General features: G+C 69.8%; 22 protein-coding genes and 1 tRNA gene. 1 reads left to right on the top strand and 22 read right to left on the bottom strand.

What is annotated here, in order from left to right:
- Positions 1–34 precede the first annotated feature (34 nt).
- From ACIBCU_RS05680 to ACIBCU_RS05640, 9 genes are all read right to left on the bottom strand, one after another.
- The gene (locus tag ACIBCU_RS05680; protein ID WP_399229473.1) at positions 35–1,183 is read right to left on the bottom strand and encodes an SRPBCC family protein; all 1,149 of its coding nucleotides are present in this window, start codon (positions 1,181–1,183) and stop codon (positions 35–37) included.
- Entirely contained in the window at positions 1,176–1,751 is a 576-nt protein-coding gene (locus ACIBCU_RS05675) for a hypothetical protein (protein ID WP_399229471.1), read from the bottom strand. Before ACIBCU_RS05675 ends, ACIBCU_RS05680 begins: the two co-directional genes overlap by 8 nt.
- Positions 1,752–1,777: 26 nt before the next feature.
- Positions 1,778–2,035, bottom strand: a complete 258-nt coding sequence (locus ACIBCU_RS05670) for a gas vesicle protein GvpG (RefSeq protein ID WP_399229469.1) — start codon at positions 2,033–2,035, stop codon at positions 1,778–1,780.
- A gap of 33 nt (positions 2,036–2,068) precedes the next feature.
- Positions 2,069–2,782, bottom strand: a complete 714-nt coding sequence (locus tag ACIBCU_RS05665; RefSeq protein WP_362926773.1) for a GvpL/GvpF family gas vesicle protein — start codon at positions 2,780–2,782, stop codon at positions 2,069–2,071.
- Positions 2,783–2,785: 3 nt separating this feature from the next.
- Positions 2,786–3,241 (bottom strand): gas vesicle structural protein GvpA, encoded by a 456-nt coding sequence (locus ACIBCU_RS05660; RefSeq protein ID WP_399229465.1) that lies wholly within the window; start codon positions 3,239–3,241, stop codon positions 2,786–2,788.
- A gap of 60 nt (positions 3,242–3,301) precedes the next feature.
- Positions 3,302–3,610 carry a gas vesicle protein gene (locus tag ACIBCU_RS05655; protein WP_362926770.1) on the bottom strand — a complete coding sequence of 103 codons (309 nt, stop codon included), beginning with the start codon at positions 3,608–3,610 and terminating at the stop codon, positions 3,302–3,304.
- Between the two features lie 483 nt (positions 3,611–4,093).
- A tRNA-His gene (locus ACIBCU_RS05650) sits at positions 4,094–4,166 on the bottom strand.
- A gap of 125 nt (positions 4,167–4,291) precedes the next feature.
- Positions 4,292–4,897 (bottom strand): oligoribonuclease, encoded by a 606-nt coding sequence (orn, locus tag ACIBCU_RS05645; protein WP_104786026.1) that lies wholly within the window; start codon positions 4,895–4,897, stop codon positions 4,292–4,294.
- A 10-nt stretch (positions 4,898–4,907) separates the two neighbouring features.
- Positions 4,908–6,140 carry a helix-turn-helix domain-containing protein gene (locus tag ACIBCU_RS05640; protein WP_362926766.1) on the bottom strand — a complete coding sequence of 411 codons (1,233 nt, stop codon included), beginning with the start codon at positions 6,138–6,140 and terminating at the stop codon, positions 4,908–4,910.
- An 827-nt stretch (positions 6,141–6,967) separates the two neighbouring features.
- Here ACIBCU_RS05640 and ACIBCU_RS05635 point away from each other — a divergent pair.
- Positions 6,968–7,489 (top strand): universal stress protein, encoded by a 522-nt coding sequence (locus tag ACIBCU_RS05635; protein ID WP_362926764.1) that lies wholly within the window; start codon positions 6,968–6,970, stop codon positions 7,487–7,489.
- A gap of 63 nt (positions 7,490–7,552) precedes the next feature.
- On the opposite strand, the gene glmS is transcribed toward ACIBCU_RS05635, so the two are convergent.
- From glmS to ACIBCU_RS05570, 13 genes are all read right to left on the bottom strand, one after another.
- Positions 7,553–9,382, bottom strand: a complete 1,830-nt coding sequence (gene glmS / locus ACIBCU_RS05630; RefSeq protein ID WP_399229462.1) for a glutamine--fructose-6-phosphate transaminase (isomerizing) — start codon at positions 9,380–9,382, stop codon at positions 7,553–7,555.
- Positions 9,383–9,437: 55 nt separating this feature from the next.
- A complete protein-coding gene (locus ACIBCU_RS05625; RefSeq protein WP_362926760.1) occupies positions 9,438–9,713 on the bottom strand; it encodes a hypothetical protein in 276 nt (91 codons plus the stop codon).
- 118 nt (positions 9,714–9,831) lie between these two features.
- A complete protein-coding gene (locus tag ACIBCU_RS05620) occupies positions 9,832–11,616 on the bottom strand; it encodes an IucA/IucC family protein (protein WP_399229459.1) in 1,785 nt (594 codons plus the stop codon).
- Positions 11,613–12,188, bottom strand: a complete 576-nt coding sequence (locus ACIBCU_RS05615) for a GNAT family N-acetyltransferase (RefSeq protein WP_399229456.1) — start codon at positions 12,186–12,188, stop codon at positions 11,613–11,615. The genes ACIBCU_RS05620 and ACIBCU_RS05615 overlap by 4 nt, the downstream gene beginning before the upstream one ends.
- Positions 12,185–13,471, bottom strand: coding sequence for a lysine N(6)-hydroxylase/L-ornithine N(5)-oxygenase family protein (locus tag ACIBCU_RS05610; RefSeq protein WP_399229453.1), 1,287 nt, complete (start codon positions 13,469–13,471; stop codon positions 12,185–12,187). Before ACIBCU_RS05610 ends, ACIBCU_RS05615 begins: the two co-directional genes overlap by 4 nt.
- On the bottom strand, positions 13,455–14,903 hold the full coding sequence (locus ACIBCU_RS05605; protein WP_399229451.1) for a pyridoxal phosphate-dependent decarboxylase family protein: 1,449 nt from the start codon (positions 14,901–14,903) through the stop codon (positions 13,455–13,457). Before ACIBCU_RS05605 ends, ACIBCU_RS05610 begins: the two co-directional genes overlap by 17 nt.
- A gap of 158 nt (positions 14,904–15,061) precedes the next feature.
- Positions 15,062–15,913, bottom strand: coding sequence for a siderophore-interacting protein (locus ACIBCU_RS05600; protein WP_399229448.1), 852 nt, complete (start codon positions 15,911–15,913; stop codon positions 15,062–15,064).
- Between the two features lie 70 nt (positions 15,914–15,983).
- Positions 15,984–17,012 (bottom strand): ABC transporter substrate-binding protein, encoded by a 1,029-nt coding sequence (locus ACIBCU_RS05595; RefSeq protein ID WP_362926748.1) that lies wholly within the window; start codon positions 17,010–17,012, stop codon positions 15,984–15,986.
- Positions 17,013–17,187: 175 nt separating this feature from the next.
- On the bottom strand, positions 17,188–17,475 hold the full coding sequence (locus ACIBCU_RS05590; protein ID WP_399229445.1) for a hypothetical protein: 288 nt from the start codon (positions 17,473–17,475) through the stop codon (positions 17,188–17,190).
- Between the two features lie 119 nt (positions 17,476–17,594).
- A complete protein-coding gene (locus ACIBCU_RS05585) occupies positions 17,595–17,813 on the bottom strand; it encodes a type II toxin-antitoxin system VapB family antitoxin (RefSeq protein ID WP_399229442.1) in 219 nt (72 codons plus the stop codon).
- Positions 17,814–17,882: 69 nt separating this feature from the next.
- Entirely contained in the window at positions 17,883–19,049 is a 1,167-nt protein-coding gene (locus ACIBCU_RS05580) for an acyl-CoA dehydrogenase family protein (protein ID WP_362926742.1), read from the bottom strand.
- Positions 19,050–19,056: 7 nt separating this feature from the next.
- A complete protein-coding gene (locus ACIBCU_RS05575; protein ID WP_399229740.1) occupies positions 19,057–19,986 on the bottom strand; it encodes a hydroxymethylglutaryl-CoA lyase in 930 nt (309 codons plus the stop codon).
- A 17-nt stretch (positions 19,987–20,003) separates the two neighbouring features.
- Entirely contained in the window at positions 20,004–22,052 is a 2,049-nt protein-coding gene (locus ACIBCU_RS05570; RefSeq protein WP_399229439.1) for an acetyl-CoA carboxylase biotin carboxylase subunit, read from the bottom strand.
- Positions 22,053–22,055 lie beyond the last annotated feature (3 nt).

Here is a 22,055-nt window from a genome sequence, read left to right as displayed (position 1 = left end):
GGATCAGTCCCATCCGTGCTGTAGGCGGAGCATGTCAGCTCCGTGCGGAGGCGGTACGGCGCCGGGTGCGCGGGGCCGGCTCCTCTTCTTCGTCGTCCTCGAGAGGCTCCTCCTCCTCGGCATCCGCGTCCTCCTCCACGTCCTCGTCCGCGTCCTCGTCCTCGTCCTCGTAGGAGTCGTCCGCACGGGGCTCGTCGGCGGGAGCCTCTTCGTCCTCGTCGTCCTCGTAGGCCTCGTCCTCCGGGGGGAGTTCGCCGTCCTCGTCGTCCGCGAGTTCGTCCTCCTCGCCGTTCCCGGACTCGGGCTCCTCCGCCTCGGAGCCGTTCTCCTCCTCGGCGCGGGCCTCTTCCTCCTCGACGGCCTCGTCGTGCTCCACGACGACCTCGCCGTCGCGGATCTCACCGCGCCAGCCGTCGGTCGCCTCGCCGCGCATCATGATGAACTTGCGGTAGAGCTTCAGATCGAGCCGGGCCCTGCGGCCCTGGGCGCGCCAGATGTTCCCGGTCTTCTCGAACAGCCCCTTCGGGAAGTACTCGAGAACGAGCAGGACCCGTGTCAGGTCGTCGGTGAGGGCGTGGAACGTCACCACTCCCTTGACCGTGCCCTTGGCACCCTCGGTGGTCCAGGTGATCCGCTCGTCCGGAACCTGCTCAGTGACGTTCGCCTTCCAGCTGCGCGTGGACTTGGCGACCTTCACCTTCCAGTTGCTGCTCGTGTCGTCGGACTTCTCGACGCTCACGACACCCTTGGCGAAGGTGCTGAACTCCTGGAACTGCGTCCACTGGTCGTAGGCCTCGCGCACCGGCACACCGACGTCGATGTCCTCGGAGATCGTGACGCTCTTCGACTTGCCTCCGCCGCCCTTGCGCCCCTTGCCGAACAGCCCCTTGACCTTGTCCTTGACGGCGTCCTTCACATGGGACGCGCCGGCGCTGACGGCGGCCTGTGCGGGGGACTTGCCCTCGCTGAGCGCCTTGCCGCCCTTGGCGAGGGTCTTCGCCGCGCCCCCCGGGGCGTCGCCGTCCGCGAGTCTGCCGACCCCCTCGCCCAGCTTGTGGCCGAGGTTGGTGACCGCGTGCTGCGCACGCGCCTTGAGGTAGTTCTGCAGCTCTTCCTTGAGGCGGTCGGTGGCGGGATTGTTCGCCACGTCGTCCTTGAGCTTGCTGAAAGCCGAGTCAGCCATTGCTGCCACCCCGCTTCCCACGGGCCCCGGAGGCGGCCTTGCGGGCGGCCGGAGCGGCCTTCTTCCGCGCGCCGCCCGATGCGGTCCGCCGGGCACCGCCCGTGGACCTGGCCGCCGGCTCGGCGGCCTTCCTGGCAGCTGCCGTGCGGCGCGGGGCCGGCTTCTCCTGCGTGCCCTCGCTGTCCCTGTCCTCGTCGTCCTGGGCGTCCCGCGCGTCGAGGTCGTCCTCCTCGGACTCCTCGTCGGCCTCGTCCCGCCCCTTGGCGCCGGACGGGTCCTCGAGTTCGAGTGTGCGCTTGTGCAGGGAGTCGGCAAGGCCGGTCGCCCGCTGTGTGAGGGCATGGGTGGCGGCCGTCTTCGTGGCGCCCACCAGCTCCTTGCGGACCTGGTCGTTGACGCCGCCCAGGAGCGGCGAGTCCGCCAGCATCCTGCCGAGCTGCCTCGGGTCCAGGCTCAGCTTCTTCCCTGCCAGGAACATCCCGAAGCCGATCGCCAGCTTGGCCTTCTTGGTACGTCCCAGCAGATAGCCGCCCACCAGGGCCGCACCTATCTTTGCATTTCCGGTCATCTGTCGAACACCTCGATCTCCCGCCATCAGGAGTTGTTGTCCGGACGATTCCGGTAGGCCTCGCACTCGGCGAGCCAGTCCAGCAGTTCGTCCTCGCGTCGGTCGAATTCTTCCTCGTCGATTTCGCCGCTCAGCAGTTCACGTTCCAGCTCGGCCAATTGCGTGCGTACGGACGACGGGTCGTAGTGCTCGCGTTCCGCGGCTTGCACCACTTGATCGAGAACCCATGCCGTGCCGCGTACCGGAGCCAGCGGAAGGGTGAGCAGTTGCGTAATGAGGCCCATGAACAGATGCCTCCCCTCTGCGAGGGATGTACGTCAGACGAAGCTGTAGGGCGGAAGAGGGCCGTTCAGGGCGAACGTGTAATCGTCACCCCTGCGCTCGGCCTCCTCGTGGACCGCCTGCGAGAAGGCGGACGCCTCGTCGCGCCTCACGAGGTAGGACACGTTCAGGAAGTGGGTCTTCGTGGGTTCTCCTTCGGAGACCCGTTCCGCGGCGGTCGCCAGTGCGCTCGCCAATTCCCGTCCCATTGCTTCCTGCCTGGCCTGGACCTCGTGCGACACGAGTTCGCCGAGAGCCATCTTCTGGTCCTGCGCCCCCGGGTTCTGCCGGGTGTGTTCGCTGAGCCGCCGGGCCTCGGGCGATTCCGTGAGAATCTCCCGCAGCAGGCTCTCCTCGTCGCGCGAGACCTTCACGTTGTACTCGAGGCGGCCGTCCAGCTCGGAAAGGCGGGCCGTGTAGCTGTCCTCGCCCTGCTCGAGCGCGGCCCGTACCTGATCGTCGTCCGGCCCTACGAGGCCGAAGCGCATCGGCAGCGCGGCGCCGTCGGCCATCAGCCTCTCCAGCACGCTCTGGTGGGCGACGAGATCACGTCGCTTCGCCCGCAGGTCGGCGGGTGTGTCGCTGACCACAGCGCCGAGCGCCCCCGTCCTGACGGTGCGCAGCTCCGACGCCGGTTCCCCGACGCCGGACAGGCCGTCCAGCCGCAGCGGGTGGTCGGCCGCGGTGATGGCGTAGATGTAGGTCGGCATGCGTCACTCCTCCCCTCGCTGGGACGTCCGGCGGCTGCTGCTCGAAGCGGTCTTGCGCGCCGGCCGCTTCTCCTTCTCCTTCTCCTTCTCGTCGGAGTCGTCACGGCCACCCTGGAGGGAGTCCGTGAAGGCTTCGACCGCGCCGGTCAGTGCCCCTTTCGACTTGCCCTTGGCGCCGCTCTCCACCGTGTCCCCGACTATGTCGGTGAGCTGCGTGGGAGCCTTTCGGCCCGACTCCAGGTCCAGCCGGTTGCACGCCTCGGCGAAACGCAGATACGTATCCACGCTGGCGACGACGACACGTACGTCGATCTTGAGGATCTCGATACCGACGAGCGAGACACGAATGAAGGCATCGATGACGAGCCCCCTGTCGAGAATGAGCTCAAGAACGTCGTAGAGATTTCCGGAACCGCCCCCGCTGCTGTTGGAGGCGTTGCTCTGCTGTACGAGACTCATGGTCGGTCTTCCTTCCAATGAGTTGTGTTGCGCGGTTCGGCTGCTCGGCGAGTGGTCGGCTCAGCGGTCGACCTGTCCTCGCGAGTACCGTCGAATTCGTTCGTAGCCCACGAGTTGACCCTGGCCGTCGAGCCTGACGCGATAAGAGGCCATCACGCTCATGGTGTCGGGGATCTTCTCGATCTCGACGACTTCCACATCCGCCGCCCAGCCGTCGTCCGTCGCATTCAGTGAGGACACCGAATCGGGCTGGCGCTGGAGGAGTTCGGCAAGCTGTTCGGCCGCTTTCCGCATTGCTGTGGAGACATCGATCCGGCCGTTGCCGCCACTGCTGCCGTGATCGCTCTTGGTGTTCTCGGTCGTGGCCATGTGCTTCACCTGCCGCGCGTCATTGTGGCTTCCTATCGGCTTCGTTCGGTCAGCCATTCGTTCGGGATGCACTCCGCGTGCCCATGAGACCCGAACGTATGCATGAACCCTCATCACGCCTTCCACACAGCTGCGGATTTTTGGCACGCAGCGGGCCCCGGGCGGTGGCGTCCGGGGGCCGTCACCGTCGCGCGGGCGCGAGGAGGCCCTGCCGCGTCGGGGGATGGTGCGGCAGGGCCCGCGAAGCCGGATGCCCGGTCCGCGGCTCGCCATGCGGGGCGGAGCGGGGTGTGGCGGGTGTCACCCGGCCGGGCCGGCGCGCGAGGGGGCGGGAGGGCCGCCCGCCCGTCGGCGCCGCGTGCCGGTCGCCCCGGGTGACCGGCGGTGTACGGAGCCGGGGAAGCGAGGGGCGCCACATGTCCGCCGCCGGGGAAAAGACTCAGCCCCTGACCCGTTTTCCCAGGTCAGGGGCTGATCGTTCAGGGTGAGTAACGGGACTTGAACCCGCGACATCCTGGACCACAACCAGGTGCTCTGCCAGCTGAGCTATACCCACCATGTCGTCCGGTCGCTTTCCTGACCGGCCGAGAAAAAGTGTACAGGGTCCGAGCGGGTGCTCGCGCCCCGGTTCTCCGGGGCGGGTGCACGGGCCCCGGAGGGCCCGTGACCAGCGGTGTGTCCCTACTGCCCGGCGGCCGGCGTGTGGCGTGCCGCGATCTCCTTGGCGCGGGCCGAGTCCGGTCCGGGCTGCGGCACGAAGACCGCGTCCCGGTAGTAACGCAGCTCCGTGATGGAGTCGCGGATGTCGGCGAGCGCCCGGTGGTTGCCGTTCTTCTCCGGACTGTTGAAGTACGCCCTCGGGTACCAGCGGCGCGCCAGCTCCTTGACCGAGGACACATCGACGATCCGGTAGTGGAGGTAGCCCTCCAGCGACGGCATGTCACGCGCGAGGAAGCCCCGGTCGGTGCCGACCGAGTTTCCGCACAGCGGGGCCTTGCCCGGCTCCTTCACGTGCTCGCGGATGTAGGCCATGACCCGCTCCTCCGCGTCGGCCAGGGTCGTGCCCCCGGCCAGCTCGTCGAGGAGGCCCGAGGCGGTGTGCATCTGCCGCACCACCTCGGGCATGGTCTCCAGGGCCGCGTCCGGCGGGCGGATCACGATGTCCACCCCTTCGCCGAGCACGTTCAGTTCCGAGTCGGTGACCAGCGCGGCCACCTCGACGAGTGCGTCGTCCGTCAGCGAGAGCCCGGTCATCTCGCAGTCGATCCACACCATACGGTCGTTCATGGGCCCCACCCTACGGGGCGCTGCGCTGCCCCGGCAGGGCCGGGCGGCCCGGAGCGTACGCCTCGGGACCCGGTCCGAGGCGGTCCACGCCGCCGCCGGGAGCGGCCGTCGCGGTGACCGGCGACGGGCCGGGCGAGGACGCCGCTGCGGCTCGCCGGCTCGGTCCCGCGCCCTGGACGGGTACGGACGTCTCGAGCACCGTGGTGACGCCCTCCAGTGCCCCGCCCTGCGGACGGCGGGCCCGGTAGGCGGCCCGGTACGCGGCGGGGGAGGAGCCCAGCTGGCGGCGGAAGTGCCCGCGCAGCGCGACCGGCGAGCGGAAGCCGCAGCGGCCCGCGACCTCGTCGACGGAGTAGTCGGAGGTCTCGAGCAGCCGCTGCGCCTGCAGCACGCGCTGGGTGATGAGCCACTGGAGCGGTGCGCTGCCCGTGAGCGAACGGAACCTGCGGTCGAAGGTCCGCCGGCTCATGTAGGCGCGCGCGGCCAGCGTCTCCACGTCGAACTGCTCGTGGAGATGCTCCAGCGCCCAGGCCACGACCTCGGCGAGCGGGTCGGAGCCGATCTCTTCAGGTAAAGACCTGTCGAGGTAGCGCTCCTGACCGCCACTGCGCCGCGGCGGTACGACGAGCCTGCGGGCCAGGGCCCCTGCCGCCTCGGTGCCGTGGTCGGTACGGACTATGTGGAGGCACAGATCGATTCCGGCCGCCGTCCCGGCCGAGGTGAGCACGTCGCCGTCGTCGACGAACAGCTCACGCGGATCGACGTGCACCGACGGATAGCGCTTGGCCAGCGTCGGTGCGTACATCCAGTGCGTGGTGGCCGGGCGGCCGTCCAGCAGGCCGGCCGCGGCGAGGACGAAGGCCCCCGTGCAGAGTCCGACGATGCGGGCACCCTCCTCATGGGCGCGGCGCAGCGCGTCCAGGGCCTCTGCGGGCGGCGGGGAGGTGATGGACCGCCAGGCGGGCACCACGACGGTGCCAGCCCTGCTGATCGCCTCCAGGCCGTACGGTGCGCTGAGTTCGAGCCCGCCGGTGGTGCGCAGCGGTCCTTCCTCACCCCCGCAGACCAGCAGGCGGTAGCGGGGAACGCCCGCGTCCTGCCGGTCGATTCCGAAAACTGAGAGCGGAATGGAGCTCTCGAAGATAGGGCCGCCACTGAACAGCAGTACGGCTACGACTTCCCGGCGTCGCCGCCCGGTCAGCTTCCGTGACGCCTCCGTTGCGGTGGCGGAGTCCTGGCTCATGACGCTAAGCCCCCCTCGGTGTTCGCGTCTTCCTGGTCCTTACGGGCCTGTCGCTCCTGCACGTTTCCCCTCGGTCTCGCACGCGTCCCCAGTCCTCGACACAGTCAAGATCGAATCTACTGCGTCCCGTGGTCCCGACGTGACACGTTCCCCCACCGGCACTATGTCGACAAGGCAACTTGGCGCGAAGCGTTCGATCACGAAGCGTTTCACCCGTGAGCCCCACAGGGAAGTGCGCATGGCGATCATGGCCCGTCCCCATAGGGTCAAAGCGTACCGCGCGGTCTATTCCTGCCTGGTGGCACGTGGGTTGGGCGGCTCCGGCCCCAAGGGAACGGGATGGGGGTGAAGTTGGCTGAAAACCGATGGTTGTGTGTGCGCAATCCAGTCATACGACCGGCGTACGCCCCCTGTTCACGGGAGCATCCATACGCCTCTGGAGCCCCTGGAGGCCATTCGGCCTCTCCGGGTGAACGATGTGCAATTGCACGATGGCGGGGCGTGACGATCCCGGCCGGAGGGGCGGGTGGCACATCCGGCCGCCGCGCCCGGATCGCGGTGAGCGCCGGCCGGACACCGTGACCGGAACCCGTCGAAGCGTCCACGAGCTGGATGTACGACGCAACCGGCATTGCCATACCGGGGCAGTCTCCGGCATGCTCCCTCCATCGCCGCCCGCGATGTGTGAGCGCTGGGCAGTGGAGGAGTGGCGCCGTACCCTTAGGGGTAGGGGGTTGGGAAGATGTTTCCCGGACACAGCTCCACAGCTCGCAGGTACACCTCCAAACCGCTCCCTCCTCACGAGGACTCTCTTCGCCGAGACACCGATGGCCGGTCACGAAATCCCTGAACCCGCAGACCGCAAGCAGGTAGCCGACCCCGGGTCGGAACCGCAGCCGGTCGGAGAGTCGCGCCCTTCCTGCGATCCCGCCTTCCGGCATGGCGTCGTGGTCGGTTTCGACGGCTCCATGTCCAGCGAACGAGCCCTCGCGTACGCCATCGGAATGGCCAACCGGCACGGTTCCGGACTGATCATCGTCCATGTGGCCAACCGGCTGCCGACCACCGTCTGGGCCGGCTGCGAGCCGCCCGTCTTCGTCGACGTTCCCGACCACCGAACCGAGGTCCTCGGCTTGGAGCTGGCCTGCGCGGACTATCTCGCCGAGATCCCCTGGGTCCTCGTGGAGCGCGGCGGGGACATCTGCCACGAGCTGGAGGAGGTCGGCCGGGAGTATTCGGCCGACGCGATCGTCGTCGGCTCGACGCACGGCATCGTGGGCCGCATCTTCGGGTCCGTGGCCGGCCGTCTCGCGCGCCGCGCCCAGCGCCCGGTCATCGTCATCCCCTGAGCGCACGGAAAGGCCCCTGACGCGACGTCAGGGGCCTTCCCGCAGGCGGCGGGACGGTGTCCGCTACTCGACGGTGACCGACTTCGCCAGGTTGCGCGGCTTGTCGATGTCACGGCCCATGGCCAGCGCCGTGTGGTAGGCGAGCAGCTGCAGCGGGATGCCCATCAGGATCGGGTCGAGCTCGTTCTCGTTCTTCGGGACGACGATCGTGTGGTCGGCCTTCTCCTGCTCGCGGTGGGCGACGGCGAGGATGCGTCCGCTGCGGGCCTTGATCTCCTCCAGCGCGGCGCGGTTCTTCTCCAGCAGATCGTCGTCCGGGACGATCGCGACCGTCGGGAGCGCCGGTTCGATGAGCGCGAGAGGGCCGTGCTTGAGCTCCGAGGCGGGGTAGGCCTCGGCGTGGATGTACGAGATCTCCTTGAGCTTCAGGGAGGCCTCCAGCGCGACCGGGTAGCCCCGGACGCGGCCGATGAACATCATCGACTGCGCTCCGGCGTACTCCTCGGCCAGCTTCTTGATCTCGTCCTCCGACTCCAGGATCTGACCGATCTGCTCCGGCAGCTTGCGCAGCCCCTCGATGATCCGCTTGCCGTCGGCCACCGACAGGTCGCGGATGCGGCCCAGGTGCAGGGCGAGCAGCGCGAAGGCGACGACGGTGTTGGTGAAGCACTTGGTGGAGACGACGCAGACCTCGGGGCCCGCGTGGACGTACATGCCGCCGTCCGCCTCACGGGCGATCGCCGAGCCGACGACGTTCACGACGCCCAGGACGCGCGCGCCCTTGCGCTTGAGCTCCTGCACGGCGGCCAGCACGTCGTAGGTCTCGCCGGACTGCGAGACGGCGACGTACAGGGTGTCGGGGTCCACGACCGGGTTGCGGTAGCGGAACTCGGACGCGGGCTCCGCGTCCGCGGGGATGCGGGCCAGCTCCTCGATGAGGCCGGCGCCGATCATGCCCGCGTGGTACGAGGTGCCGCAGCCCAGGATCTTGATCCGGCGGACCCCGCGCGCCTCGCGGGCGTCCAGATTCAGGCCGCCCAGGTGCACGGTGGAGAAGCGGTCGTCGATGCGGCCGCGCAGCACGCGGTCCACGGCGTCGGCCTGCTCGGAGATCTCCTTGTGCATGTACGTGTCGTGGCCGCCCATGTCGTACGACTCGGCCTCCCACTCCACGGTGGTCGGTGTGGCCGTCGTGGTCGAGCCCTCCGTGGTGTACGTACGGAAGTCGTCGGCCTTGAGGGTGGCCATCTCGCCGTCGTCCAGGGTGACGATCTGCCGGGTGTGCGCGACCAGGGCCGCCACGTCGGAGGCGACGAACATCTCCTTCTCGCCGATGCCGAGCACGACCGGGGAGCCGTTGCGGGCGACGACGATGCGGTCGTTGAAGTCGGCGTGCAGGACGGCGACGCCGTACGTGCCCTCGACGGACTTCAGCGCCTCGCGGACCTTCTCCTCCAGCGTCAGCGCCTGCGAGCGGGAGATCAGGTGCACCAGCACCTCGGTGTCGGTCTCCGAGAGGAAGACGACACCGTCGGCGACGAGCTTCGCGCGGAGCTCGGAGGCGTTGTCGATGATCCCGTTGTGGACGACGGCGACCTTGCTCTCCGCGTCCAGGTGCGGGTGCGCGTTCTCGTCGCTCGGGGCGCCGTGCGTGGCCCAGCGGGTGTGGGCGATGCCGGTGGTGCCGGCGAACCGCTTGGGCACGCGGGCCTCCAGCTCGCGGACCCGGCCCTTGGCCTTGACCATCTTCAGGGCGCCGGGCCTGCCCGCCGGGGCCTTGCCCGTGATGACGATGCCCGCGGAGTCGTAGCCCCGGTACTCCAGCCGCTGCAGGCCTTCCAGCAGCAGCGGAGCCACGTCACGCTTCCCGATGTAACCGACGATCCCGCACATAGAGTCTCTGCCCCTCCATCGACGTACAAAAAATCCGGTGCCCGGCCCGTCCCGCTCAGCCGTAGACGATGCGGCGCAGCTGGCGGAGCGAGAGCTCCTGCGGCGCCACCGCGCGGTGCGGCAGCTCGGCCGCGATCCGCTCGAAGATCTCCGTGTTCACCAGGCCGCCGGACTGCAGTTCGCGGTGGCGGCGCCGGACGAAGGCCTCGGTCGTCTCGTCGAAGTACGCCAGCACGTCGAGGATCACCCTGGCGGCCTCGCCGCGCTGGAGCGCGGTGGAGCGTACGAGGTGGTCGATGAGGTCGTCATGCGCGGGGCGGTGTTCGAGCACTCGTCGATATTGCGTGGATCGATGGCGCTACGCAAGAAATCTGCCCGATATCGGGCAGAAATCTCATCCTGCTGGGTTGATCTGGCGGGAATGTCCGTTACATTCTCATTCTTCGGCCTCAGTACCCCGCGATCGGGTTCCGCAGCCTGCCGGTCAGCTGGAGCGCGCCCGCCGGGTCCTCCAGGTCGACCATCTGCTGGTTGTCACGCAGCTGCAGCCGGTTCAGGCAGGACAGCGCGAACTCCTCCGCGAACATGTCGTACTGCTTGAATTTGTCGGCGAGGTACGGCACGGAGTCCTGGTAGCCCCTGACGCACGCCGCGACCGTCCGCCAGAAGGTCTCCTCGTCGAGGACCCCCTCCGTGGCCAGGTCCGCCCCCAGGAAGCGGAAGAAGCAGTCGAAGACATCGGTGAGGACCGACAGCAGCTTCATGTCCTCGGGGACGTCCGCGCGGATCCGCTCGACCTGGGGCGGCAGGGCCGCGTCCGGGTCCATGACCGCGATCTCCTCGGCGATGTCCTTGAAGACCGTCCGGCGCACCACGCCGTCCTCGATCACCAGGATCACGTTCTCGCCGTGCGGCATGAACACCAGGTCGTACGCGTAGAAGCTGTGCAGGACCGGCACGAGGTACGCGTCCAGGTACCGCCGCAGCCAGTCGGCGGGGGCGAGCCCCGACTCGGCGATCAGCGCGCCCGCCACCGAGCGGCCCTCGGCGTCGGTGTGCAGCAGCGAGGCCATCGTCGCGAGCCGCTCCCGCCCGGCCAGGGACGGGACGGGGCTCTCCCGCCAGAGCGCGGCGAGCATCTTCCGGTACGGGGACCCCTTGGCGGTCGCCGCCTCGTAGGTCCGGTGGTGGTAGCCGATGGCGGCCCGCTCCCGGATGATCGAGAACCCGGCCCCGCGCAGCAGCTCGTCCCGCTCGATCAGACCGGCCAGCCAGTCGTTGATCGCGGGGGTCGCCTCCATGTACGAGGCCGAGAGCCCCCGCATGAAGCCCATGTTCAGCACGGACAGCGCCGTCTTCACATAGTGCTTCCCGGGGTGGTCGGTGTTGAAGAAGGTCCGGATCGACTGCTGGGCCAGATAGGCGTCCTCGCCCTCGCCCAGGCAGACCAGGTGCTGCTGAGCCACCTCGCCGGCGAAGGTGATCGCGAGCTTGTTCCACCACTGCCAGGGGTGGACCGGGATCAGGAGGTAGTCGTCGAGGTCGAGCCCGAGGTCCGTCATCCGCGCCGCGAACCCGCCGAGGGTCTCCTCGCTGAGCTCACCCGCGATGAGGGCCGGGTAGTCCAGCCCGGCGCCCGCCGTGAAGGTGGCGCGATCGCGACGGGCGGCCAGCCAGACCAGGCGGATTCCGGTCGCCGCCTCCGGGGCGTACGCGCGATAGGCGTCGACCCCGAAGCCGAGCCGCCCGTTGTTGGCGACAAAGCAGGGGTGCCCCTCGGTCATGCCGGTCTCCACCGCCTGGAAACCGGACACGGCGAGCTGTGCGGCGGTGGTCGGTTCCTTGGTCAGTTTGTACGCGGTTCCGGCCAGCGTGGAGGAGATCTCCTCCAGGTACACGGGAAGGATCTCCGCCGACAGGCCCAGCGTGGAGCGCAGCTCGACGAAGAACTCCAGCGCGTCCAACGGGAGGTCCGAGCCGTGCCGGTGACGTGTGATCGACCCGGCGTCGACCTGCCAGTGGTCCAGCGCGAAGCGGCGGGCGGTGAAGCGGTACTCGACCGTCCCGTCGTCGCCGCGCACGCTGTAGCCGCCGTCGTCGAGCGGGACGGGGACCAGCAGCCGTTCGTGGGAGAACTCGGCCAGCGCCTTGCGGATCAGCAGCCGGTTGGCGACGGCCCAGCGCTCGGGGGTCAGGTGGTCGACGGCTGCGGTGGTGGTGGTGCGGTCGGTCATCGGTGGGCTCCAGTGGTCGCGGCCTCGAACTGCTCGCGGGTGCAGGTGCTGAGCAGGGCCTGTTTCTCCGGCTTGGCGATCTCGCGGACCACCTCGAAGCCGACCGCCTTGTTCAGCGCGTGCACGGCGGTGTTGGAGACGTCGGGTTCGACGACGACCCTGCGGACCCGCGGATCGGCGAACAGGGTCTCCATGACGGTGGTGATCACGGCCCGGGTGAAGCCGTGCACCGGGGTCTCGGGCGGGGCGACCAGGAAGTGCATCCCGACGTCACCGGGCTCCGCCTCGTACAGCCCCTTGAGCTCGACCTCGGTGGGGTCGTAGCGCTCCATCAGGAAGGCGGGCCGGCCGTCGTGCAGCCCGATGAAGGCGTCGTGGTGCGGGTGGGCGGCTATCGCCACGTACTCCCGCTCGACGTCCTCCAGCCGGGCGTCGCCCATCATCCAGAAGGCGGCCCTGGGGTGGGTGACCCACTCGTGCACCAGCTCGGCGTCGGACCTACGGCCCGGCCGGCCGGGGGAGGGGTCCATGGGGCGGACGGTGAACGTCCCCCGGGGTTTCGTGCTGGTCATGCTGCGAACTCCTGGAAGGTGACGGACTTCTCGACCGGGTAGTACTCGCGGCCGAGCATTTCGCCGATGATGTACGCGTTGCGGTAGGCACCCATGCCCAGGTCGGGCGAGGTGATCGAGTGGGTGTGCACCCCGGCGTTCTGCAGGAAGATCCCGCGCCCGGTGGTGTCGATGCTGTAGTTGCGGGCCACGTCGAAACGGCCGCGGGAGTCGTGCCGGATCCGGTGCAGGACGGGCTCCAGGAAGGCAGGAGGGACATACCGGTAGCCGGTGGCGAGGATCAGGCCCTCGCTGTCGAGCTCGTAATCCCTGCCCTGCTCCTCCTGGCGGAGGCCCAGCGTGTACGTGCCCGTGGACTCCTCGTAGCGCGCGCTGTTCAGCGAGGAGTTGGTGAGCAGACGGGTGGGGACGGGGCCCGGCAGGTTCTTCTGGTAGAGCAGGTCGAAGATCGAGTCGATCAGCTCGCCGTCGATGCCCTTGAAGAGGCCCTTCTGGCCGGACTCCAGCCGGTAGCGCGTCTCCTCGGGCAGGGCGTGGAAGTAGTCCACGTACTCCGGAGAGGTCATCTCCAGCGTGAGCTTCGTGTACTCCAGCGGGAAGAATCGGGGGGAGCGCGTCACCCAGTTCAGCCGGTAGCCGTGCACGTCGATCTCGGAGAGCAGGTCGTAGTAGATCTCCGCCGCGCTCTGCCCGCTGCCCACCAGCGTGATGGACTTCTTGGCCTGCAGCGCCGCCTTCTCCCGCAGATAGCGGGAGTTGTGCAGGAAGTCGCCGCCCAGGCCCCGGCAGGCCTCCGGGATGTGCGGCGGGGTGCCGGTGCCCAGGACGAGGTGACGGGCGCGGAAGGCGCTGTCGGCGGTGCGGACGGTGTACAGGCCGTCACCCTCGTCGTACGTAACCGACTGCACGGTCTGCTTGAATCGGACGCTGCTCAGCTTGGCCGCGGCCCACCGGCAGTAGTCGTTGTACTCGGTGCGCAGCGGGTAGAAGTTCTCCCGGATGTAGAACGAGTAGAGCCTGCCCCGCTCCTTGAGGTAGTTCAGGAAGGAGTACGGGCTGGTCGGGTCGGCCATCGTCACCAGGTCCGACATGAACGGCGTCTGGAGATGGGCCCCTTCGAGGAACATCCCGGAGTGCCACTCGAAGTCCGGCTTGGACTCCAGGAACAGTCCGTTCAGCTCCTCGACGGGCTCGGTCAGGCAGGCGAGTCCGAGGTTGAACGGGCCGAGCCCGATCCCGATGAAGTCGTACGGGGCGTCAAGGGGCTCAGGAAGCGCGGTCAAGGGACTCTCCCAGGTACTGCTCGGCGTGGCCGGCGATCAGGTCGAGGACGGCGGAGATGTCGGCCGCGGTCGTCTCGGGGTTGAGCAGGGTGAATTTCAGGTACTGGCTGTCGCCGACCTTCGTGCCCGCGACCACGGCCTCACCCGAGGCGGAGAGCGCCTTGCGGGCGTAGAGGTTGGCCCGGTCGATGTCGGCGGGCGTCCTGACGTGGACCGGGACGTAGCGGAACACCAGGGTGGACAGCCGGGGCTCCACCACGACGTCGAAGCGCGGGTCGGCGGCCAGCAGCCGCCAGCCCTCGGCGGCCCGCTCGCACACCTCGTCGAACAGCTCACCGACACCGTCCGCGCCCATGGTGCGGAGCGTCATCCACAGCTTGAGCGCGTCGAACCTGCGCGTGGTCTGCAGGGACTTGTCCACCTGGTTGGGGATGTGCTCCTCGACGGTGCGCTCCGGATTGAGGTACTCCGCGTGATACGTCGCATGGCGCAGCGTGGCCCGGTCGCGGACCAGCACGGCGGACGAACTCACCGGCTGGAAGAAGGACTTGTGGTAGTCCACGGTGACCGAGTCGGCGCGCTCGATGCCGTCGACGAGTGCGCGCCGGGTGGGCGAGACGAGCAGTCCGCAGCCGTAGGCGGCGTCGACGTGCATCCAGGTCCCGTACCGCTCGCAGAGCGCGGCGATCTCGGGCAGCGGGTCGATCGAGCCGAAGTCCGTGGTGCCCGCGGTGGCGACGACCGCCATCGGCACGGTGCCCTCGGCCTCGCAGTGTTCGAGGGCCGCGGCCAGCGCCACGGTCCGCATGCGCTTCTCACGGTCGACGGGGACGGACACGACGGAGTCCGGGCCCAGGCCGAGGAGTTTGGCCGACTTCTGGACGCTGAAGTGGCTGCACTCGGACGTGAGGATCCGCAGCCGGGTGAACTCCTCGGGCCGGAGTTTGGCCTCCTCGCGGGCCAGCAGCAGCGCCTGCAGGTTGGACTGTGTGCCACCGCTGGTGAAGACGCCGTCCGCCGCGGGGCCGAGGCCGATGCGGGCGGCCGTCCAGTCGATCAGCCGGCGCTCGATCAGCGTGCCGCCCGCGCTCTGGTCCCAGGTGTCCAGGGAGGAGTTGACCGCGGAGAGCACGGCCTCGCCGACCACGGCGGGGATGACCACAGGGCAGTTGAGGTGGGCGAGGTAGCGGGGGTGGTGGAAGTACACGGCGTCGCGGAGGTAGACCTCGCCGAGCTCGTCCAGGGCGGCAGCCGTGTCGCCGAGCGGCCGGTCGAGGTCGATGGCGTCGACGACGCGGGCGAGCGCCTCGACGCCGATGCCGCTGAACGGCTGCTCGGTGGAGGCGAGTCTGGCTGCGACCTGTTCGACTCCCGCGGTGACGGAGCGACGGTAGTCCTCCGCCGTCGTGTGGTTGAGCAGGTGGGAACGCATGGTGGGGGCCTCCCGGGCAGGGACGTCGTCGCGTCCGGGCAGAGAAAAGGGGACGAGGGCGCGAACAATTGACTTAGGTAAGCCTAACCTAACAACTTCGCGATCCTCGCCCCCCCCGGGGGGTCCGTCACAGGAACCCCACAAGAAACGCAGGCGTGTTACGCGGCCGCCCGCGCCGCTTCCTCCCGGAGCTGCTCCTCGCTCAGCCCGCGCCGCCAGTAGCCGACGAAGGTGACGCGCCTGCGGTCGAACTCCCGCTCCCGCACGAAGTGGCGGCGCAGTGCCCTGACCCCGGACGACTCGCCGGCGATCCAGACGTACGGGGCGCCCCCGGGCAGTGCGGCGGCGCGCACGGCGTCCACGGCGGAGGGAGCGCCCTCGTCCCGTACGAGCCAGGTGATGTGCGCGTCGGCCTCGGTGCGGATGTCCAGCCGGTCCTGGGTGTGCGGGACCTCCAGCCAGACCCTGGCCTTCGTGCCGGCCGGCAGCCACTCCAGGGCGGCCGAGGCGGCGGGAAGTGCCGTCTCGTCGGCGCAGATCAGCACGCAGCCGGTGTCCCGCGGCGGCTGGAAGCGGATCCCGTTGTTGTCCTCGCCGGTGGGGCCCAGCACGGTGAGCCGCTGCCCCGGCGTGGCGGCCTCGGCCCAGCGGCAGGCCGGCCCGCCGTCCTCGTGGAGGGCGAAGTCGATGTCGATCTCGGTCGAGCCGTCCGGGGCGTACCGCTGGGCGCGCACGGTGTACGACCTCATCACGGCCCGGACCTCCGGGGGCAGGGCCCGCCAGGCCGCGAACCACTCACCGTTCTCGTCGACCGGGACGACCGCCTCGGTCTCGCCCGGATGTGGCAGGAAGATCGAGAGGCTCTGGTCCCGGCCCCCGGCGACGAAGCCGTCGCTCCCCGGTCCGCCGAAGGTGATTCTCCGCAGGGAGGGGCTCAGCCTGCTGGTCCTGAGGACCGTCAGGCCGAAGAACCGGAAGGGGGCGACGGCGGGTGCGGTGGCGGTCGTCATGCGAGGGGTCCTCCCAGGAACCGGAACGGCGAGGGCCCTGCCGGGAGCCACTCCCGGCAGGGCCGCAGGGTCAGCTGACCTTCTTGGCCTTCTCGATGGCCTCGGCGAGGGCGTCGAGGATCGGCGCGCACTTGTCGTAGGAGTAGATGGGCTCCGTCGTACGCGGGACGACCTGGCCGGCCTTGACGGCGGGCAGCTGGGCCCAGGTCGGCTTGGAGGTCAGGGCGTCGGGCTGCAGGGCCGAGGAGCGGTTGTCCATCATGATGATGTCGGCGTCGTACTTGTCGACGTTCTCCCAGCTCAGCTCCTCGAAGAAGCCGGCCGCGTTGACCTTCGGCTCGACGAACTGCACGCCGAGCTCCTGGAAGTACAGGGTGTCGGCGGACGTCTTGGCGAGGGAGACGTAGAACAGGTCCTGGCTGGCAGAGCCGATCATGACCTTGATGTTCGGCTGGGACTTGGCGGCGGCGCGCAGCCGGGCCGCCGCCTTCTCGAACGCGGCCTTGGCGTCGGTGACCTTCTTGGCCTTGACGTCGGCGCCGAGGGAGGCGGCGAGGTCCTCGTGACGCTGGATCGCCTTCGGCACGGTGGTCTGCGCGGCCCACAGGGCGACGCTCGGGGCCAGCTTGAGGATCTTGTCCTTGGACTGGTCCGGCACGTACCAGAGGGCGTCCTTCTCCCACATGGCGGTGACGAGGAGTTCCGGCGCGAGACCGGCGTACTTCTCGACGTTGAACTCGCCCCAGACGTTGCCGAGCACCTCGACCTTGCTGATGTCCAGGTCGCCGGCCTGTACATCGGCCTTGCCGTCGGAGGTCTTCGTCGGGCCGAAGACACCCTTGACCTCGACGCCGTAGTCGTGGAGCGCGGCGGCGACACCGATGAACGCGACGATGTTCTTCGGCACGGACTCGGCCTCGGCCGTCTGCCCGCGGTCGTCCTTGAAGGACCAGGGGCCGGATTTCTCCGTACCCGAACCCGAGGCGGAGCTCTTCTCGTCGCCGTCGCCACAGGCTGCGAGGACGGCACCGAGACCGACGGCGCCACCGGCGGCCAGCAGGCCGCGGCGGGAGAGTGGGCTGGTCCGGAGGTTGGGCATGAGTGGGTCTGCTTTCGTACGCGCCTCAGGGCGCCCGCTGACGATTCGAAGGTAGGCTAGCCTAACCTCACATGCCGTGGACGGGGAGGGCAAGGGGGGCGGCCGTTCCGTCTCCGGCCCACGGGAAAGCCGCCTCCCCCGTGACCGGGGAAGGCGGCTCTCGCGAACGTCCGGCTCAGCCGGTGACCGGCTGGAGGCGCAGCATGTCGATGTCCGGGCACACCTTCGCGATCGCGCCGAAGTCATCGTCCACGTGCAGCACGGTGAGCCGGTGCTGTCGGGCTGTGAGGGCGATGAGGATGTCGATGGGCGAGGGCCCCCGGTGGTGGCCGATCCTCACGAGCTCTCGCTGCACTTCGATGATCCTCGGCCAGGGGTCTTCGAGTGCGGGAGCCCATCCGAAGGTCTGACCGAGCATGGTGAAGAACGGTTCATGGTCCCGGTCCGTCCAAAGGGCCGGCATGAGCTCGGACTCCACGGGTGGGCAGAGCGACACGAGTCCCTGGGCGACGCGCCTCGGCCAGGGCTCTCCTACTTGGCGCCGGAGCAGCCGCCAGACGGCCGATGTGTCGGCGAGATAGCTCACAGTCCTGACCGCTCCCGGTCTTCGAGGACATCGAAGTCCAGGAACTGGTCCGCGTTGTCCTGCAGCCAGCGCAAGGCCCGGGCCCGGTCGTCCGCACTCACCGCGGCAGCTATCGTCAGTGCCCGGTTGATCGTCTCCCGCTTGGTCGAGGTGCCGAGCTGCTGCTGGGCGAACGCCAGCATCTGGTCGTCCACGTCCACGAGGGTCTTCGTCATGGCGGACCTCCTGGGGCCCGATGGGTATATACGCCTGAGATGGAGTATATGCCGTGTCGGCCCCGCCCGTCAGGCGTCCATCCCCAGCTCCCGGGCGATCAGCATCCGCTGGACCTCGCTCGTGCCCTCGCCGATCTCCAGGATCTTGGAGTCGCGCCACATGCGGGCCACCGGATACTCGTTCATGAAGCCGTAGCCCCCGTGGATCTGCGTCGCCTCGCGGGCGTTGTCCACCGCCACCGTCGAGGAGTACAGCTTCGCGATCGCGGCCTCCTTCTTGAACGGCTCGCCCGCCACCAGCCGCGAGGCCGCGTCCCGCCAGCCGACCCGGGCCATGTGCGCCCGCGTCTCCATGTCCGCGATCTTGAACTGGATGGCCTGGTTGGCGCCGATCGGCTTCCCGAAGGCGTGCCGCTCCTTCGCGTACTTCAGTGACTCGTCCACACAGCCCTGCGCCAGGCCCGTCGAGAGCGCCGAGATCGCGATCCGGCCCTCGTCCAGAATCCGCAGGAACTGCGCGTAACCGCGGCCCTCCTCACCCAGCAGGTTCGCCGCCGGGACGCGGACGTCGGAGAAGGACAGCTCACGGGTGTCCGAGGCGTTCCAGCCGACCTTGGAGTACGGGGCGGCCACCGTGAAGCCGGGGGTGCCCGACGGGACGATGATCGCGGAGATGCGCGGGGCGCCGTTCTCCTTGCGGCCGGTGACCGCCGTCACCGTGACCAGCTCCGTGATGTCCGTACCGGAGTTGGTGATGAAGCACTTGGAGCCGTTGATCACCCACTCGCCGGCCGCCTCGTCCAGAACGGCCGTCGTCCGCGTCCCGCCCGCGTCCGAGCCGCCGTCCGGCTCCGTCAGACCGAACGCGCCGAGCGCCTCGCCCGCGCACAGCTTCGGCAGCCACCGCTGCTTCTGCTCCTCGGTCCCGAACCGGTAGACCGGCATGGCGCCGAGCGAGACACCCGCCTCCAGCGTGATCGCCACGGAGGAGTCGACCCGGGCCAGCTCCTCCAGGGCGATCCCGAGGGCGAGGTAGTCGCCGCCCATGCCGCCGTACTCCTCCGGGAAGGGCAGGCCGAACAGGCCCATGCGCCCCATCTCCCGCACGATCTCGTACGGGAACTCGTGGCGCTCGTAGAAGTCGCCGATCTTCGGGGCGATCACATCGTGTGCGAACTCCTCGACGGTGCGGCGCAGTTCCTCGTGCTCGGCGGTCAGCCGGTGGTCAAGGGACATGGGTCGTTCACTCCTTGTGGGACAGCGCGCGGACGGTACGGGAAGGGCTCGGGCGGCCCAGCTGTTCGGCCATCCACACGCTTGTGGCGGTGAGTGCGCCGAGATCGACCCCGGTTTCGACACCGAGGCCGTCGAGCATCCACACGAGATCCTCGGTGGCGAGATTTCCGGTCGCGCTCTTCGCGTACGGGCAGCCGCCGAGGCCGCCGGCCGAGGCGTCCACCGTCGTCACACCGTGCTGGAGCGCGGCCAGGGTGTTGGAGAGCGCCTGGCCGTACGTGTCGTGGAAGTGCACCCCGATCGTGCCGGTGGGGACCCCCGCCCCGTTCAGCGCGGTCAGCAGCGCCGTCACATGGCCCGGGGTGGCCACGCCGATCGTGTCGCCGAGGGAGAGCTCGTCGCAGCCGAGGTCCATCAGCGCCTTCGCGACCCGCACGACCTGCGCGACGGGCACGGCGCCTTCCCACGGGTCCCCGAAGCACATCGACAGATAGCCGCGCACATGCACCCCTGCCGCCTTCGCCCGGGCCACCACCGGCTCGAACATGGCGAGCGACTCGTCCACCGTGCGGTTGAGGTTGCGGGCGGCGAACGTCTCCGTCGCCGAGCCGAACACGGCGATCCTGCGGGCACCGAGAGTGAGCGCCCGGTCCAGGCCGCGTTCGTTGGGCACCAGGACGGGCAGGGCCACGTCCCCGACATCCGCGATGTCGCCGATGAGCGGGAACAGCTGTTCAGCGTCCGCCAGTTGAGGCACCCACTTCGGATGGACGAAGCTGGTCGCCTCGATCGTGGAGAGCCCGGCCTCCGCGAGACGGCGGATGAACTCCGCCTTCACCCCGGTCGGTACGACGGACTTCTCGTTCTGCAGTCCGTCACGGGCGCCGACCTCGTGGATACGGACCCGGGCGGGCAGCCCCGGCGCGGGCACCGTCATGGGCAGTCCGGTGTCGGTCACGATTCCTCCCTCGGGGCCACCACGGCCAGGATCTGGTCCATGGCGACCGTGGCACCTGCGGTGACGTCCAGCTCGGTGACGGTCCCGGCGTGCGGGGCGGAGATGACGTGCTCCATCTTCATCGCCTCGACGACCAGCAGGCTCTGCCCGGCCACGACCTCGTCCCCGACCGCCACCTTCACCACCGTGACGGTCCCGGGCATGGGCGCGGCGAGCGTGTCGGCGCCCGAACGGGCGGCACCGCTGAGGGACGCCTCCACCGGGTCGTGGTCCTGGACGTGCCAGGCGTCCCCGTCCCGGCCGAGCCAGACCCCCTCCGGGGACGACACCAGGCTGAACGTGTGGGTCAGGCCGTCGAGTTCGACGACCACGCGCCGCCCGGACGCCTCGACCAGCCGGGACCTCTCCGCGCCGGGCAGCGAGGGCACCGGACCGCACGCGTCCGCGGGCTCCCGCCGGTCCCCGGCGTGGCCGAACGTCAGCGCCGCCGTGGACTCCGCGCCCGTCCGCAGACCCACGCGCACCGGGTCATGGCCAGGGACGCGGAAGTGGTGGAAGGTTTCCGCGGGGGTGCCGCCCAGCCGCCAGCCGCTGGGCACCGAGAACGGATCGACCCAGCCGCCGGCGGGAGCGGGCGACGGCTGCCGCAGCAGCGCCGCCGCCGCGTACACCTCCTCCGGCACCCCGTCCGGCACCAGGCCGTCCGCCTCCCGCTCCACGAGGCCGGTGTCCAGATCGCCCGCGGCCACCGCCGGATGGGCCAGCAGCCGCCGCAGGAACCCGGCGTTCGTCGGGACGCCCAGCACCACCGTGTCCGCGAGCGCCGCCCGCAGCCGGCGCAGGGCGGTCGCACGGTCGGGGCCGTACGCGATGACCTTCGACAGCATCGGGTCGTACGTGCTGCCGACCGGCACGCCCTCGCTGAGCCCCGAGTCCGTCCGCACCCCGCCGCCCCCCGGCTCGTGCAGCGCGAGCACCGTGCCGCCGGACGGCAGGAAGCCGCGCGCCGGGTCCTCGGCGCAGACCCGGGCCTCGACGGCGTGCCCGGTGAGCGTGATGTCCGCCTGCGCGTACGGCAGCCGCTCGCCGGAGGCGACCCGGAGCTGCCACTCCACCAGGTCGAGTCCGGTGATCAGCTCGGTGACCGGGTGCTCGACCTGGAGACGGGTGTTCATCTCCATGAAGTAGTACGAGGAGGGGTCGCTGCCCGGGACGATGAACTCGACCGTGCCCGCGCCCACGTACCCGCAGGACCGGGCCGCCTGCACGGCCGCCTCACCCATCGCGGCCCGGGTCGCCTCGTCGAGCAGGACCGAGGGCGCCTCCTCGATGATCTTCTGGTGGCGGCGCTGGAGGGAGCACTCGCGCTCGCCGAGGTGCACCACGTTGCCGTGGCCGTCGGCCAGGACCTGGATCTCGATGTGGCGCGGCCGGTCGATCCACCGCTCCACGAGGAGCGTGTCGTCACCGAACGAGGCGCGCGCCTCGCGCCGGGCCGCCGCGATCTCGTCGGCGAGCAGCGCCTCCTCGCGCACCAGCCGCATGCCCTTGCCGCCGCCGCCCGCCGACGGCTTCAGCAGAACGGGCATCCCGATCTCCCGGGCAGCCGCGCCCAGTTGGGCGTCGGTGAGCCCGCTCCCGGAGGAGCCCGGCACGACCGGCACCCCCGCGGTGGCGACGGTCTCCTTGGCGCGGATCTTGTCGCCCATCAACGAGATCGCGGAGGCGGGCGGGCCGATGAAGACCAGCCCCGCCTCCGCGCACGCCTGGGCGAAGCCCGCGTTCTCCGCGAGGAAGCCGTAACCCGGGTGGACCGCCTCGGCTCCCGTGCGTCGGGCGGCGTCCAGCAGCCGCTCCACCGACAGATAGCTCGCGGCGGCCGGGGCCGGCCCGATCCGTACCGCCGTATCCGCCTCCCGGACGTGCCGGGCGTCCGCGTCCGCGTCGCTGAAGACGGCGACCGACCGCACGCCGAGCTCGCGCAGGGTCCGGATGACCCGGACCGCGATCTCGCCACGGTTGGCGACCAGAACAGTGCTGAACATGGA

It is taken from the genome of Streptomyces sp. NPDC051064 (assembly GCF_044455985.1).
In the GTDB taxonomy this organism is placed as follows: Bacteria; Actinomycetota; Actinomycetes; order Streptomycetales; family Streptomycetaceae; genus Streptomyces.
This window is presented reverse-complemented; position numbering and strand designations above follow the sequence as displayed.